The 15,366-nt window shown below is 70.4% G+C and carries 13 protein-coding genes; 4 read left to right on the forward strand and 9 right to left on the reverse strand.

Features of this window, described 5'->3' with window-relative positions:
* Positions 1–120: 120 nt before the first annotated feature.
* Together IB242_RS16190 and IB242_RS16195 are read left to right on the forward strand one after the other, a co-directional pair.
* On the forward strand, positions 121–1,419 hold the full coding sequence (locus tag IB242_RS16190) for an amidohydrolase (protein ID WP_192281830.1): 1,299 nt from the start codon (positions 121–123) through the stop codon (positions 1,417–1,419).
* A gap of 110 nt (positions 1,420–1,529) precedes the next feature.
* Positions 1,530–2,096, forward strand: a complete 567-nt coding sequence (locus tag IB242_RS16195; RefSeq protein WP_225540725.1) for a M23 family metallopeptidase — start codon at positions 1,530–1,532, stop codon at positions 2,094–2,096.
* Between the two features lie 33 nt (positions 2,097–2,129).
* Here IB242_RS16195 and IB242_RS16200 read toward each other — a convergent pair whose 3' ends face one another.
* On the reverse strand, positions 2,130–4,271 hold the full coding sequence (locus IB242_RS16200; protein ID WP_192281836.1) for an alkaline phosphatase D family protein: 2,142 nt from the start codon (positions 4,269–4,271) through the stop codon (positions 2,130–2,132).
* Positions 4,272–4,429: 158 nt separating this feature from the next.
* Between IB242_RS16200 and IB242_RS16205 the strand changes: the two genes are divergently transcribed.
* Positions 4,430–6,778: a TonB-dependent receptor gene (locus tag IB242_RS16205; protein ID WP_192281838.1), complete on the forward strand. Its 2,349-nt coding sequence runs from the start codon at positions 4,430–4,432 to the stop codon at positions 6,776–6,778.
* A complete protein-coding gene (locus IB242_RS16210; protein WP_225540726.1) occupies positions 6,768–7,922 on the forward strand; it encodes a glycerophosphodiester phosphodiesterase family protein in 1,155 nt (384 codons plus the stop codon). Before IB242_RS16205 ends, IB242_RS16210 begins: the two co-directional genes overlap by 11 nt.
* A 9-nt stretch (positions 7,923–7,931) precedes the next feature.
* Here IB242_RS16210 and IB242_RS16215 read toward each other — a convergent pair whose 3' ends face one another.
* From IB242_RS16215 to prmA, 8 genes are all read right to left on the reverse strand, one after another.
* Positions 7,932–8,429, reverse strand: coding sequence for an acyl-CoA thioesterase (locus IB242_RS16215; RefSeq protein ID WP_192281841.1), 498 nt, complete (start codon positions 8,427–8,429; stop codon positions 7,932–7,934).
* Between the two features lie 133 nt (positions 8,430–8,562).
* Positions 8,563–9,882 carry a phosphoribosylamine--glycine ligase gene (gene purD / locus IB242_RS16220; RefSeq protein WP_192281844.1) on the reverse strand — a complete coding sequence of 440 codons (1,320 nt, stop codon included), beginning with the start codon at positions 9,880–9,882 and terminating at the stop codon, positions 8,563–8,565.
* A gap of 44 nt (positions 9,883–9,926) precedes the next feature.
* Positions 9,927–10,484, reverse strand: coding sequence for a hypothetical protein (locus tag IB242_RS16225; protein WP_192281847.1), 558 nt, complete (start codon positions 10,482–10,484; stop codon positions 9,927–9,929).
* 92 nt (positions 10,485–10,576) lie between these two features.
* Positions 10,577–11,074 (reverse strand): N-acetyltransferase, encoded by a 498-nt coding sequence (locus IB242_RS16230; RefSeq protein ID WP_192281848.1) that lies wholly within the window; start codon positions 11,072–11,074, stop codon positions 10,577–10,579.
* Positions 11,075–11,096: 22 nt separating this feature from the next.
* Positions 11,097–12,683, reverse strand: a complete 1,587-nt coding sequence (purH, locus tag IB242_RS16235; RefSeq protein ID WP_192281851.1) for a bifunctional phosphoribosylaminoimidazolecarboxamide formyltransferase/IMP cyclohydrolase — start codon at positions 12,681–12,683, stop codon at positions 11,097–11,099.
* A gap of 481 nt (positions 12,684–13,164) precedes the next feature.
* Positions 13,165–13,440, reverse strand: a complete 276-nt coding sequence (fis, locus tag IB242_RS16240; protein WP_192281854.1) for a DNA-binding transcriptional regulator Fis — start codon at positions 13,438–13,440, stop codon at positions 13,165–13,167.
* A gap of 94 nt (positions 13,441–13,534) precedes the next feature.
* Positions 13,535–14,302 (reverse strand): DUF3426 domain-containing protein, encoded by a 768-nt coding sequence (locus IB242_RS20525; RefSeq protein ID WP_225540728.1) that lies wholly within the window; start codon positions 14,300–14,302, stop codon positions 13,535–13,537.
* Between the two features lie 21 nt (positions 14,303–14,323).
* Positions 14,324–15,241 carry a 50S ribosomal protein L11 methyltransferase gene (gene prmA / locus IB242_RS16250; RefSeq protein WP_192281857.1) on the reverse strand — a complete coding sequence of 306 codons (918 nt, stop codon included), beginning with the start codon at positions 15,239–15,241 and terminating at the stop codon, positions 14,324–14,326.
* Between the last annotated feature and the right edge of the window lie 125 nt (positions 15,242–15,366).

Here is a 15,366-nt window from a genome sequence, read left to right on the forward strand (position 1 = left end):
CGCCGCAGGCGCGAGCCGATGGTAAACGCTGCGCCGGCAGCCACCGTGACGGGCGCGCGCACCACCGCCGGCGGCCGGAGCGACTACCATCGAGCGGTCTCCCGCTGCCGGATCCATGCGATGTCCTCACCGCTTCGACGCCTTCGCCCGCTGCTGTTCGCCGCCGCTGCCTGGCCCTGCCTGGCGATTGCCGCCGACGCGGCGCTGCCGGTCACCGAGATGACCGCCTGGCGCCGCGACCTGCACCAGCATCCGGAACTGGGCGGGCAGGAGACGCGGACCGCGCAGAAGATCGCCGACCACCTGCGCACGCTCGGGTTGGAGCCGCGCACCGGGCTGGCGCATACCGGCGTGGTCGCGGTGCTGAAGGGGGCGAAGCCGGGCCCGCGGATCGCGCTGCGCGCGGACATGGATGGCCTGCCGGTGACCGAGGAGACCGGCCTGCCGTTCGCGTCGAAGGCCACCACCACTTATCGCGGCCAGCCGGTCGGCGTGATGCATGCCTGCGGCCACGACATGCACGTGGCGATCCTGATGGGGGTCGCCCAGGCGCTGGTCGCGCGCCGCGACACGCTGGCCGGCGAGGTCATGTTCGTGTTCCAGCCCTCCGAGGAAGGTCCGGCCGAACCGGGCGCGCCGTTCGGCGCGAAGATGATGCTGGACGAGGGCGTGTGGAAGGACTTCACACCCGACGCGGTCTTCGGCCTGCATGTCTGGGCCGGCCTGCACACCGGCCAGATCGGCTTCCGCAGCGGCCCGTCGCTGGCCAGCGCGGACGAGTGGCTGCTGACGGTGCGTGGCCGCCAGACCCACGGTTCGCGGCCGTGGGACGGCGTCGACCCGATCACCATCGGCGCACAGATCCTGCTGGGCACGCAGAGCATGATCGCGCGCCAGGTCAACATCGCCAGCACGCCGGTCGTGCTGACGGCCGGCCAGTTCAACGCCGGCGTGCGCTTCAACATCATTCCCGACCAGGCGCAGCTGGTCGGCACGCTGCGCACCTTCGATCCGGCCGTGCGCGAGGACGTCATCGCCCGCTTCCGCCGCACCGCCGAGGATTTCGCCCATGCCGGCGGCGGCAGCGCCGAGCTGCAGGTCAATGCGAACGCGCCGGCCACGATCAACGATCCGGCACTGGCGCGGCGGGTGACACCATCGCTGCAGAAGGCGGTGGGCCGCGACAACGTGATCGAGATGCCGCTGGTGACGGTGGCCGAGGATTTCTCGCAGTTCGCCAACGTCGCCCCGGGCGCCTACTTCTTCGTCGGCACCACACCGGCCGGCCAGGACCCGGCGACGATGCCGATCAACCACTCGCCGAAGTACGCGCCGGATGAGGACGCGCTGGAGGTCGGCGCGCGCGCGATGCTGCAGGTGGCGCTGGATTATCTGGAGGCGGGCGCGGCAGTGCGTTGAGCGGTCAAGCGCGCGAGCACGGCGGCATGACCGATGGCCCATGCCATGCGCCTCGCCGGCGGCGAGGCTGGCATCCGGTACTGGACAGGGGCGCGATCATGCTGCTCGGCATGGTGTTGGGATTGCAGGTGGCGCTGGCATCGGTGACGCCGATCGAAGCGGTGACGATTTCGCCGCTGTTCCGTCAGGCCTTCATCTGCGGCGAGCATCCCGAAGGCGAGCTCGAGTGGCCCGGCGACGCATTGGGCACCGACTGCCTGGTGACCGGCGGCATCGATCCCCGCAGTCCGGTCGGCTTCGCGCGCACCTTCCGGACCGACGGGATGCGCAACGAAGACTGGTATGGCTGGGGCGCCGAGGTGCTGGCGCCGTTCGATGGGGAGGTCATCCGCGTCGTCGCCAACGATGTGGTCAATCCCCCCGGCCGGTTCGGCAAGCCGCCGGCGGCGATGTTGATGTTCCGTCGCGACGACGGCGTGGTCGTGGTTTACGGCCATGTCGCCGGGGTGCGCGTCGCGGTTGGCGAGCGTGTCAGCGCGGGCCAGGTGGTCGCGCTGGTCGGCAACAACGGGATGTCGCGCAGCCCGCACATCCATGTCGGCGCACTGCGTGGCGATACGCCGCTGCAGATCCGCTGGGACCTGCGCGCGATGGGGCGGTTGCAGCGTGGCGAGTAGGCGACGGTCTTCGCCCGTGCGCAGCGCGGATTCTCAATCCTCGCGCAGGCGCATGTTCCCGCGCTGGAACACGAAGCGGCGCCGCTGCAGCAGAGGCTGGATCGCTGCCGGTGCGTCGTAGTGGCGACGGCGGCAGACATCGTCCGGCAGTTCCAGGAACTGCGCGTCGACGCGTTCGCCGTCGATCTGCAGCAGGCCGACGCCGTGCAGGCGGGTCTGCGCATGCCGCACCGCCGGGTTGCCGCGCACGATCAGGCCGTCCAGCGCCGCGGCCAGCCGGCGCGTGGCCTCGGCCTGTGCACCATCGCCCTGGCCGCTGCGGGCGATGATGCTGCCCAGCGTGTCCGACGACACCGCGGCGGTGGTGAACTCCACCGTGCGCGCGCTGTGCTGGGTGGCAAAGCTGGCATGGATGTCGCCCGACAGCAGGATCGTGCCGCCGGCCGGATCGAACACTTCGCCGATCAGGCGCCGGCGTTCTGCCGGGAAGCCGTCCCAGTGGTCGAGGTTGAGATAGACCTGGTGCCGCATCGGTGCCGGCGCATCCACCGCCGGGTCGGCCAGGTCGAGCACCAGCGAGGTGAACGACACCGAGCTGGCGACGACCTTGAAGCGCGCGTCGCTGCCGCGCATGCGCTGTTCCAGCCACTGCCGCTGGGCGGCGTCGTACGGCGATGACGGGCCTTCCAGCGCACGCAGCGCGGCGAACAGGTCGAAGCTGGCCTTGAGCACCACATAGCGCGATCCGATGTCGCTGAACGGCTGGGTCTTGCCCAGCGCCAGCCAGGGCAGGCCACGTGGCAGCGTCGCCGGATCGGGCAGTGCCGGAAGCGGCTGCGCCTGTGCAGATGCGTGAGTGGCGAAGGTCTTCAGCAGTTCGGCCAGCACCGGCAGTGCGATCGGGCCGGCGGCGATGCGCTGCGCCGCCTGCTGGGCCTGGGCGGCCGGCAGTCCGGCGGCGGCCGCGCCCTGCGCGATCACCGCAGCCACCGGCGCGCGGAAAGCTGCCGCAGCGGCGTCGGACAGCTCCAGGTACGGCATCAGCATCGGTGCGACCGCCGCCTCGTCCAGGCCGAGCCGCGGCAGCAGCGTGGCCAGCTGCGTGGCGTCGTAGGCCAGCGCGCCGGGAAAGGCATCCTCGGGGATCGCGTGGTCCGGGCGCGCGCTGCGGTAATCGGTCAACAGCAGGTCCATCGCCCTGCCGTAGCGCAGGCCGCGCCACAGTTGCACGTTGGGGAACAGCTTCTCGCGCGCGACCGGCAGCTGCGCGTCGCCGCCGACCGCATCGGCCAGCTCGATGTCCACCGGCAGGTACTCGAAGTAGGCCTGCTCGGCGTTGCGCCGGCGCTCGCGGTCGCGTTCGTCGCGCAGCCCGTCGTGGTAGGTGCCGGTGTCCTGCCAGCAGTCGTCGGAGAATTCGTGGTCGTCCCAGATCGCGACCAGCGGTGCGCGTTCCAGCAGGGTCTGCAGCACCGGATCGCTGCGGTAGGTGCGGTGCAGCTGGCGGTAGTTGGCCAGGCTGCGCGCGGCGTGATAGCGCTGGCCGCCGCGTTCCAGCGCGATCGCGCCGTCGATGTCGTCGAACACGATGCCGCGCTCGCCATCGCGCTCCTGGAACTGCGGGTCGCCGGCGGTTTCGTAGATGAAGTCGCCCAGGTGCAGGACGAAGTCGAGGTCCTGCTCCAGCAGCGGCAGCAGCGTGTTGTACCAGAGGCCGCCGTAGTCCTGGCAGCTGAGGAAGGCGAAGCGGACCGGCACATCGGCATCCGCGGCCGGTGCGGTCCGGGTGCGGCCGACCGGTGAGGACACACCGCGATCGACATCGAGCAGGAAGCGGTAGTGGTAGGTGGTGCCGGCAGCCAGGCCGTCGACGCGCACCTTCAGGCAGCCGTCGCAGTCGCGCTCCAGGGGCAGCAGGCGGTCGACGCGCAGCTGCGCGAATGCGGCATCCTCGGCCACCTGCAGTCGTACCGATGCGACATCGGCCAGCACGCGCGTCCACAGCAGCACGCGGTCCGGACGCGGATCGCCGGAGGCCACCGACTGCGGGAAATGCGTGCGCGAGACGCGCAGCGTGCGTGGCGCCGCAGCCACGACAAGCGAGGCGGGCAGCAGCGTCGCCGAGGCGGTGACGACCAGGGCCGACAGGAAGCGGCGACGGGAAGTGGAAGGCATGCGGCGTGCTCGGGCTGGCGTGGAAGCCGGCCATCGTGTCCGTCGTCGATGACCGTTTCTTGTCGGCGGCGACGTCATCCCGGTGTCATGCGCGCATCAACGTGCGGCAACGCATGGCGCCCAGCCTCTGCGGTTTCGCGACCCGGGGAACCTCCACCATGACCTGCCGTCTTCATCCGCTTGTCCCGGCCGTGCTGGCCGCTCTGTCTTCGGGCCTGCTCGCCGCACCGGCGCAGGCGCTCGATGCGCCGACCGAACTGGACGCCATCGTGGTGACCGCGCAGAAGCGCGAGCAGCAGGTGCAGGAGGTACCGATCTCGATCACCGCTTACTCCGGCGACTTCCTGCAGCGGCTCGGCGTGGATGGCTTCGAGCAGCTCGGCCACTACGTGCCCGGCCTGCAGACCCAGGTGCAGAGCCCGAACAACCCCGGTTTCGTGATCCGCGGCATCACCTCCGACAGCGGCGATGCGACCAGCGAGCCGCGCGTGTCGGTGTTCCAGGACGGCGTGTCGATCAGCCGCTCGCGCGGCTCGGTGGTCGAACTGTTCGACATGGAGCGCGTGGAAGTGCTGCGTGGCCCGCAGGGCACGCTGTTCGGACGTGGCGCGCAGATCGGCGCGGTCCATCTGATCCAGAACAAGGCGCGCGATGTGGTCGAAGGCGGCTTCCGCGCCGGCTTCGGCAATCTTGGCGAGACCTACTTCACCAGTCATGCCAACGCGCCGCTGATCGACGACACGCTGTACGGCCGCATCGCAGTGTTCCACCAGCAGCGCGACGGCAGCGTCGACAACCTCTCCGGTGGCGACCTCAATGGCCGCGACACCCAGGCCGTGCGTGGCGCGCTGCGCTGGGATCTGGGCGACAACGGCATCCTCGACCTGATCGTCAATCATCAGCGCGACACCCCGCCGGGTACGGCGTTCCGCAGCGGCAACATCCCGACCCGACAGGGCAGCACCGCGTTCTTCGACGCGCCGGCCGACCTCAACCGCGGCGAGGCGCTGGGCCTGGACCGCACGGTCAACAGCGCGACCCTGCTCGGGGAGTTCCGCCTGGGCGACACCTGGACGCTGTCCAGCACCACCGGCTGGCGCGAGTTCGATTCGACCGAGGAGTTCGACGCCGACGGCTCGCAGGCCAACCTGCTGGAATTCGCCGAGATCGCCGAAGGCCGTCAGTTCAGCCAGGAGATCCGCTTCAACTACGACGCCGGCGGTCGCTTCCGTGGTTTCGCCGGGGCCAGCTGGTTCGATGAGTCCGGCTCGCAGCGGGTGCCGTTCCAGACCGACGAGCGCAGCCTGTACGCGCTGCTGTCGCCGATCATCTCCGGCGCGGCCGGCGGTCTGCTGCCGGTGGTGCCGCTGCTCAATGCCGACGGCACGCCGAACACCAGCCTGTCGGTGATCAACGTGCACCCGGCGCTGCAGCAGATGCTCGGCCTGCCGGCACTGCTGCCGCTGAAGGCCTCGCACACCGAGGAATACGCGAACTTCGGCGACGTGCGTGCGCTGGAGGTGTTCGCCGACGGCACCTGGTCGCTGACCGACCGCTTCGACCTGACCCTGGGCCTGCGTTACACCCGCGAGGACATCGAGTCCGGCTACGAGGCCATGTTCCATGGCACGCCCAGCGTGCTCGGCCTGTTCCTGCCGTCGTTCCCCAACAGCGTGGCGTTCCCGAACGCGCTGTTCCTGCCGACCGCGCGCCTGCAGGCCTCCGACACGTTCTCCTCGGTGGTCGGCCGCGCGGTGGCCAGCTACCGGTTCAGCGACGACGTCAACGGCTACGCCAGCGTCGCGCGCGGGCGCCGGCCGAACCTGCTGCAGTTCAACGACAACGCGATGGAAGAGGTCGACGCCGAGATCGTCTGGAGCTACGAGGTCGGCCTGAAGGGCTCGGCCAACAACGGACGTTTCATCTACGATCTGTCGGCGTACTACTACGACTACAGCAATTTCCAGGCACAGATCGAGAACCCGAACGCGCCACCGTTCTATGTCACCGCCAATGGCGGCAACGCGCATGCTGCAGGCTTCGAGGCCTCGCTGATGCAGCGCTTCAGCGACCACGTCACCGGCTTCCTCAACGTCGGCTGGATCGACGCGACGTTCAATGCGGTCGACGACCAGGGCAATCCGCAGGCCCTGGCCGGCAACCGCTTCCGCCTGAGCCCGGAGCACACCGTCGCACTGGGGCTGGACTGGCGCATCCCGACGGCCGGCGGGCATGAGGTCTACGTGCGTCCGAACTACAGCTGGCGTTCGCAGGTGTACTTCGAGGACGACAACACCGCCGGAATCGAGCAGGATGCGTATGGCCTGCTCAACCTCAACGCCGGCATCAGGCTGGCCGGCGGCTGGGACCTGCAGGCCTACGTGCAGAACCTGGCCGACAAGGAGTACCTGATCGATGCGGGCAACACGGGTTCCCAGTTCGGCATCCCGACCTATGTTCCCGGTTCGCCACGCCTGTACGGCGTCCGCATCGGCTATGCGTTCTGACGCCATGCGCATGCTCTCGATGCTGATGGCCGGTGCGGCCGCGCTGGCCGCGTTCGCAACGCCTGCAGCGGCAGCGCCTGCCGGCGAGGGGCGGCTCGATCCGGCGACCGCCGCGTCGATCCGGGCCTCCGATGCCGGCCCGGCGGTGATCGCGCACCGCGGCGCCAGCGCACTGCGGCCCGAGCACACGCTGGAGGCGTATGCGCTGGCGATCGCCGAAGGCGCCGACTTCGTCGAACCCGATCTGGTGATGACCCGCGACGGCGTGCTGGTGGCCCGGCACGAGAACGAGATCGGTTCGACCACCGATGTCGCCGCGCATCCGCGGTTCGCTTCACGCCGGACGGTGCGCGAGGTCGATGGCGAACAGGTCGATGGCTGGTTCATCGAGGATTTCAGCCTGGCCGAACTGCGCACGCTGCGTGCACGCGAACGCCTGCCGGAACTGCGTGGCACCGCGTACGACGGCAGGTTCGCGGTGCCGACTTTCGACGAGATCGTCGCCGCGGTGGCGCAGGCGTCGGCGCGCGATGGCCGCATCATCGGGCTGGTGCCGGAGCTCAAGCATTCCAGCCACTTGCATGCGCGTGGGCTGGATCCGGAAGCGGCGCTGATGGAGGCGCTGCAGCGGCACGCCTACACCCGGCGCGCGCCGGTCGGCGTGCAGTCGTTCGAGGTCGGCAACCTGCGACGCCTGCGCGGGCTGCTCGATGCGGCCGGGCTGCGCAATGTGTTCCTGGTGCAGCTGATCGGCGATCCGCAGGCCTCGCCGGCGGATCTGGTCGTAGCCGGCGCGCCGGTGCCGTATCTGCAGCTGCTGTCGGCGCAGGGCCTGCAGGACATCGCCGGCTACGCCGACGTGCTCGCTCCGCATCTGCGCTACGTGCTGCCGCTGGATGCGGCCGGTGCGCTGGCCGCGCCGACGCCGCTGGTGCCCGCCGCGCATGCCGCCGGGCTCGCCGTGCACGTGTGGACGCTGCGGCCGGAGAATCCCTTCCTGCCGCCGGCGCTGCACTGTGCCGACGGCGTGCGCTGCGAGGACGGTGCGCGGACCGAGGCGCTGGCCTTCGTCGAGGCCGGCGTCGATGGCCTGTTCGGCGACGACCCGGGGCTGCTGCGGCGGATCCTGCAGCAGCGTCCGTGACGCGGTGACTCAGTCGGCCGCGGCCAGCGCTTCCACGCGCATCGCCTGGTAGCGCTGTTCCAGTTCCTGGCGGATCTCGCGGCGCTGGCGGCCCTGGGCGAAGCGGCGCCGTTCCTCGGCGGTCTCCGGTTCGCGCGGCGGCACCGGCGTCGAGCGGCCTTCGTCGTCCACCGCGACCATCGTGAAGAAGCAGCTGTTGGTATGCCGTACCGCGCGTGCGCGGATGTCCTCGGTGACCACCTTGATGCCCACTTCCATCGAACTGCGGCCGGTGTAGTTGACCGAGGCCAGGAAGGTCACCAGTTCGCCGACATGCACCGGCTCGCGGAAGGTCACCTGGTCGACCGACAGGGTCACCACGTAGCGGCCGGCATAGCGGCTGGCGCAGGCGTAGGCGACTTCGTCGAGCAGTTTGAGCAGGGCGCCGCCGTGGACGTTGCCGGAGAAATTGGCCATGTCCGGCGTCATCAGCAGGGACATGGTGAGCTGGGCGTTGCCTGGGGTCATGGCGGCGCGGGCAGTGGAGGGGCAGGACGAGCATGGCATGTCCGCGTCGTGCGCGGACCATCCCTGTGCGCGTTGCACGCCGTGCCGGCTGCAGACGACCGGGCCGCCGCTGGCGACCCGGATCGCGTGGGTGTCAGTCGGCGGCGCGTTCGCGCTCGATCGCGCGCCAGCCGATGTCGCTGCGGTGGAACGCATTGGCCCAGTTCACCGCGGCAACGCCGGCGTAGGCGTTGCGCTGCGCATCGGACACGCTGTCGCCCAGCGCGGCCACGCACAGCACGCGGCCGCCGGCGCTGACCACACTGCCGGCCGCATCCAGCGCGGTGCCGGCATGGAAGATCTTGGCGCCGCCCCGGTCCAGATCGCCGGCGACCGCATCCAGGCCGGAGATCACGTCGCCGGTGACCGGCGCGTCCGGGTAGGGCCTGGCCGCCAGCACCACGCCCAGCGACGGGCGCGGATCCCACTGCGCTTCGGCCTCGTGCAGGCGGCCGTCGATCGCGGCCTCGACCAGATCGACCAGGTCCGACTGCAGGCGCAGCATCACCGGCTGGGTTTCCGGGTCGCCGAAACGCACGTTGAACTCGATCACCTTCGGCGCGCCGGACGCGTCGATCATCAGGCCGGCATAGAGGAAGCCGGTGAACGGCACGCCGTCGGCGATCATGCCCTGCACGGTCGGGTTGACGACCTCGCGCATCACCCGCGCATGCACCTCGGGCGTCACCACCGGCGCCGGCGAGTACGCGCCCATGCCGCCGGTGTTCGGGCCGGTGTCGCCGTCGCCGACGCGCTTGTGGTCCTGGCTGGTGGCCATCGGCAGCGCGGTGGCGCCATCGACCATCGAAATGAAGCTGGCTTCCTCGCCCTCGAGGAACTCCTCGATTACCACACGCGCGCCGGCATCGCCGAAGGCGTTGCCCGACAGCATGTCGCGCACGGCGGCTTCGGCTTCGTCCAGCGTCATCGCCACGATCACGCCCTTGCCGGCGGCCAGGCCATCGGCCTTGACCACGATCGGCGCGCCCTTCTCGCGGAGGTAGGCCAGCGCCGCCTCGACCTCGGTATGCACCGCGTAGAACGCGGTGGGAATGCCGTGGCGGGCGAGGAAATCCTTCGCGAACGCCTTGCTGCCTTCCAGCTGGGCGGCGGCGGCGGTCGGGCCGAAGATGCGCAGGCCGGCGTCGCGGAACGCATCGACCACGCCTGCCACCAGCGGCACCTCGGGGCCGACCACGGTCAGCGCCACGCCTTCGTCCTGCGCGAGCGCGAGCAGGCCGGCGATGTCGGTGACCTTGACCGGCACGTTGCGGCACTTGCCCTCGGTGGCGGTGCCCGCGTTGCCCGGCGCGACCAGCACCTCCGACACGCGCGGCGACTGCGCGATCTTCCAGGACAGGGCGTGTTCGCGGCCGCCGGAGCCGATGACGAGAACTTTGAAGGGCGTGGGCATGGGGTCTGGACCGATTGGTGAAATGAGCCGCGCGGGATGCGTGCTCAGGTGAGCAGTGCGACGAGGTTGACGACGCAGAGCGCGATCAGCGCCAGCCACCACGCCATCAGTCCACGCAGCGACAGGCGGAAGCCCAGGCCGATGAACAGGTGGATCGCGTAGGCCAGCCCGCCGATGGAGAACAGCCTGCCGGACTCGTGCGTGAGCGCGGTGGCCCGTGTGTAGGACACCTGGCAGGCCGGATGAAAGCTCCACAGGCAGTCGAAGAAGCGCTCCATCTTCGTGGCCGTCCACCACCCCATGACGTTGCCCAGCATCAGCAGGCTGAAGAACAGCACGATGATGCCGGCATAGGCCGCCCATTTGGCGCCTTCCAGGCCGGTGGGCGCGGTGCGGCCGGGTGCGGCGGGTGTCGTCGCGGTCGTCGGCGCTACGACAGGTGACGGCGCGGCGATGCCACGCGCGGCCAGTTCTTCCCGCGCCAGTGCGCGCACCTGCGGGTTCCACGCAGCGTCGTCGCTGGCGGCGATCCGCCTCAGGGCCTCGTCGTTGAGGCTGCGGTGGCGTTCACGGATCGCGTCGATGTCGAGCGTGTCGGTCATGCGGACAGGAATGGCCCATGTGCGGGGCGCGTCAGCATAGCGCAGGGCCCGTGCCGCCACGAATCCCGACGGGTCGCACCGCGCACGCCCGCTCAGTTCGCGGAGAATGCGGCGTGATAGGCCACGCTGGCTGCCGGCGGCGCGGCATCCAGGCCCAACGCGAGGAAGTAGCCGGCCGGTGCCTGCGGATAGCGCAGCGCGGCATGATGGCGGAAGCCGAAACGCGTGTAGTAGGCCGGCTCGCCGAGCACCACGCAGCCGCGCGCGCCCAGTGCCGGCAGTTCGGCCAGCGCCGCACGCACCAGCGCGCTGCCGACACCATGGCCCTGGTCGCGCGGGTCGACCGCGACCGGGCCCAGCCCGAACCATCCATCGCTGCCGTCGTCGAGTACGACCGGCGACAGCGCGACATGGCCGGCGATGCGCCCATCGATGTCGGCCACCAGCGACAGCGCCAGCGCACCGGCGCGCCGCAGTGCCGCGACGATCCCCGCCTCCGTGCCGGAGGCATGGGCCGCACCGGCGAACGCCGTGGCGATCACGCGGGCGATCGCGTCATGGTCGGCGGCGGTTTCGGTGCGGATCCACATGGTGCGGCTCCAGGCGGGATGCTCAGTGGCGGAAGTGGCGCACGCCGGTGAACACCATCGCGATGCCGTGCTCGTCGGCGGCGGCGATGACCTCGGCGTCACGCATCGAGCCACCCGGCTGGATCACCGCCTTGATGCCGGCTTCGGCCGCCGCGTCGATGCCGTCGCGGAACGGGAAGAACGCATCGGACGCCATCACCGAGCCCGGCACCACCAGGTGCGCGTCGGCGGCCTTGATCCCTGCGATGCGGGCCGAATACACGCGGCTCATCTGGCCGGCGCCCACGCCGATGGTGCGGTTGTCCTTCGCGTAGACGATGGCATTGGACTTCACGAACTTGGTCACCTTCCAGGCGAACAGCAGGTCGGCGAACTGCGTGTCGGTCGGCGCCAGCTTCGTGACGACCTTGAGTTCGTCGCGGGCGACCACGCGGTCGTCGGCGGTCTGCATCAGCAGGCCCGAGCCGATCCGCTTGGTATCGATGAAGCCGGCCGAGGCCGGCGCGTGCGGAATGCGCAGCACGCGCACGTTGGCCTTCTTCGTCGCGTAGTCCAGCGCGGCCGGCTCGTAATCCGGCGCGATCAGCACTTCGACGAACTGCCGGTCCAGGATGACCCTGGCGGTGGCCGCGTCCAGCGTGCGGTTGAACGCGATGATGCCGCCGAACGCGCTGGTCGGGTCGGTCGCGTAGGCCAGCTCGTAGGCATCGCCGCAGGCCACGCCGACGGCCACGCCGCAGGGGTTGGCATGCTTGACGATCACGCAGGCCGGCGCGTCGAACTGGCGCACGCACTCCCATGCGGCGTCGGCGTCGGCGATGTTGTTGTAGCTCAGCTCCTTGCCCTGCAGCTGGACGAAGGTCGCCAGCGAGCCCGGTGCCGGATGCAGGTCGCGGTAGAACGCGGCCTGCTGGTGCGGGTTCTCGCCGTAGCGCAGATCCATGACCTTGATGAAGCTGCCGTTGGCCTGCGCCGGGAAGGTGCTGCGCACCGGCACATCGGCGGTGGTGTCGGTGACCGCCGACAGATAGCTGCTGATGGCCGCGTCGTACTGGGCGACGCGGTTGAACGCGGCCACCGACAGCGCGAACCGCTGCGCGGCCGACAGCCGGCCCTCGTTGGCGTCGAGTTCGGCCAGCAGGCCGGCGTACTGGTCGGGCGAAGTCGCCACCGCGACGCGGGCGAAGTTCTTGGCCGCCGAGCGCAGCATCGCCGGGCCACCGATGTCGATGTTCTCCACCGCATCGGCCAGCGTGCAGCCGGCCTTCGCGGTGACCGACTCGAACGGATACAGGTTCAGCACCAGCAGGTCGATCGCGGCGATGCCGTGTTCGGCCATCACCGCATCATCGGTGCCGGCGCGGCCGAGCAGGCCGCCATGCACCAGCGGGTGCAGGGTCTTGACCCGGCCATCCATCATTTCCGGGAAGCCGGTGACCTCGGACACGTCCTTGACCGCCAGTCCGGCCTCGCGGATCGCCTTCGCGGTACCGCCGGTGGACAGCAGCTCGACGCCGCGTGCCGCCAGTGCGGCGGCCAGTTCGACCAGGCCGGTCTTGTCGGAAACGGACAGCAAGGCCCGGCGGATGGGCAGCAGATCGGAGGACATGGACGATGTGCGGGAGAAGAGGGGGCGGGAATTATAGCTCCCCGCTGTTCCTGCCCCGGCGCAGGCCGCGCCAGCCCGGCCTCATGTGTCTGCGGCTCTTCCGTGGCAGCGACCGCGGCGCGCGGCACCGTACCGGCGCGACAGGTCGGCGATGGCCGCCGGCCTTGTGGGAAGGCGCGATGCGCCGACCTGGCCGGCGTCTCTTTGGCCGGTGACGCAGGAGCGGTATCAGGTGTCTGCGAGGCAGGGCGGCCGGACTGCGACGATCATCCATCGACCGTCGCGGAGGCCGGGCCGCGGACGACTCCGCTTCTGCCTGCGGCCGCACGCATGTGTGCACCGGCCGGGTATGCGGATCAGGCCATCGGGCCCTGGCGGGCAGCCAGTATGTCGATGCGGCGATGCGGGAATCGCTGGCGAGGATCGCCAGGCGGCTTGGTGCATCGGCGCGGGACGTCGACGACGTCGCCGCGAACCGGGCTCAGGTCAGCCCGTAATCCTTGAGCTTCTTGCGCAGGGTGGCGCGATGGATGCCGAGCAGCGCCGCGGCACGGCTCTGATTGCCTTCGCAGTGGTTGAGCACCTCGACGAACAGCGGAATCTCCATCTCGCGCAGCACGATCTGGTAGACGTCGTTGGCGTCGACGCCGTCGAGGTCGCGCAGGTAGCGGCGCACGGACTGGGCGACGTGTTCGCGCAGCGGTGGTCGGGACGAAGGGCGGCCGGCATCGGCGCGCGAGGGAGCGTTCTGCTGCACGAGGGGTCCGTAAGACGGGTCCGCGTTCGAGCGGGCAGGGGAGTCTAGCGCGAGACCGGGAGCACCGCCACGTCGGGGCGGTGGTGTCGCCCGTTCATCTGAAGTCGAAGGAGAACGCGACGGTGCCAGGCGCGGGTTCGTGCACCAGAAACTCCACCGCCGCGCTCTGCCCCGGTGCGATCAGGGTGTCGGGCGCCTGCCCCAGATACTGCGCGGGGCTGAAGACCTGGCTGCCGAGCGTGCGGCCATCGGCATCGGCCAGCGACAGCTGCAGCGCCGGCCAGGCCTGTGGCCAGCGCGCATCGTTGCGGAAGCTGGCTTCCACCCGCAGCACGCCGGCGGTGGTGGCCGGGCGGACCTTGCGGTCGAGCATGCTGAAGGCGGCTGGTTCGTGCCAGGTCGGAAGGCTGCAGCGCAGGACGGTGCAGCCACGTTCCAGCCACGGACGCCAGCCGGGATCGGCAGCCAGCCGCGCACGATCGGCCAGCAGCAGCTGCAGCACGAGCAGCGTCGCCAGCACGGCGACCGCCGACCACTGCCAGCGGGCCGGTCGACGCTGCATGCCCTGCGCCATGCGCGCATGCCACGCACGCGCAGGCTGCGGTGGTGGCGCCGGTGCAGGCTGCACGTCGAGCGGCGCAGCAGGCTCCCCGATCGCATCCACCGGTGCTTCCGCGGACGGGACGTGCGCTGTGTTTTCCAGGTCGGCGTCCGCACCCGCTTCGATCGGCGGAGCAGCCAGGTCGTCCGCCTCGCCGGGCAGGTCGAGCGGCTTGCCGCAGCGTGGACAGACCTGCGGCAGCGTCCGCTGCTGCGGATGCTGCGCGATCAGGAACTGGCAATGCGGACAGGGAGCGAACATGCGCCTATTCAAGCACGCCGGTCAGCGGCGGACGCCATCGATCCGCACCCAGTCTTCCTCGGTGCTGACCTGCAGCTGGTCGAACCAGGCGCCGTAGCGTTCCAGCAGGTCCGGCTCCTGCCCGCGCAGGATGCCGGACAGCGCGATGCGGCCGCCGGAGGCGACGCGCGCGGCCAGCACCTCGGCCAGCGCGTCCAGCGCGGTCGCCAGGATGTTGGCGACCACGATCGGGTAGGTCGCAGCCGGCTCGTCGTCGGGCAGGTGCACGCTGAAGCGGTCGGCCAGGCCGTTGCGGTCGGCATTGTCGGCGCTGGCGATCAGTGCCTGCGGATCGTTGTCGACCCCGATGGCCTGTGCCGCGCCCAGCTTCAGCGCGGCCAGCGCGAGGATGCCGGAGCCGCAGCCGAAATCGAGCACGCGCGCGCCGCCGAGCACGCCTTCGGTGGCCAGTCCGTCGAGCCAGCGCAGGCACAGCGCGGTGGTCGGATGCGTGCCAGAGCCGAAGGCCAGGCCCGGATCCAGGCGCACGATGGCGGCGTCGTCGGCCTGTGCCTCTTCAGGGAGCTCGTGGTTCCACGGCACGATCCAGGCGCGCTGGCCGAAACGCATCGGCTTGAACTGGTCCAGCCAGGCGCGTTCCCAGTCCTCGTCCTCGACCTTGCGGAAACCGACCTGGGCCCAGTCCAGCTCGGGATCGAAGGACTCCAGCGCGGCCAGCAGCGCCAGCGCGTCGGTCCCGTCCTCGAACAGCGCGGTCAGCACCAGCGATTTCCAGATCGGGGTCTCGCCGACGCCGGGCTCGAGGATCGCGCGTTCGTTCGGCGTGTCCGCATCGGCATCGAGCAGCGTCACCGACAGCGCGCCGAGATCGTCCAGGGCGCGTTCGTAGCGGGGCTGTTCGGCTTCGGTGCTGCGCAGCGTCAGTTCCAGGTACGGCATGGGAATCCTTGGTCGAAGCGGGAGCGCACGGCCGGTCACGGCCGCATCGTCGGGCGCGATTATCGCCTGAAGCGTGGCGGCCGCGGAGTCGCGGTTGCCACAGGCGTGGCGATGGCCGTGGACCG

It is taken from the genome of Xanthomonas sp. XNM01, assembly GCF_014851915.1.
In the GTDB taxonomy this organism is placed as follows: Bacteria; Pseudomonadota; Gammaproteobacteria; order Xanthomonadales; family Xanthomonadaceae; genus Pseudoxanthomonas.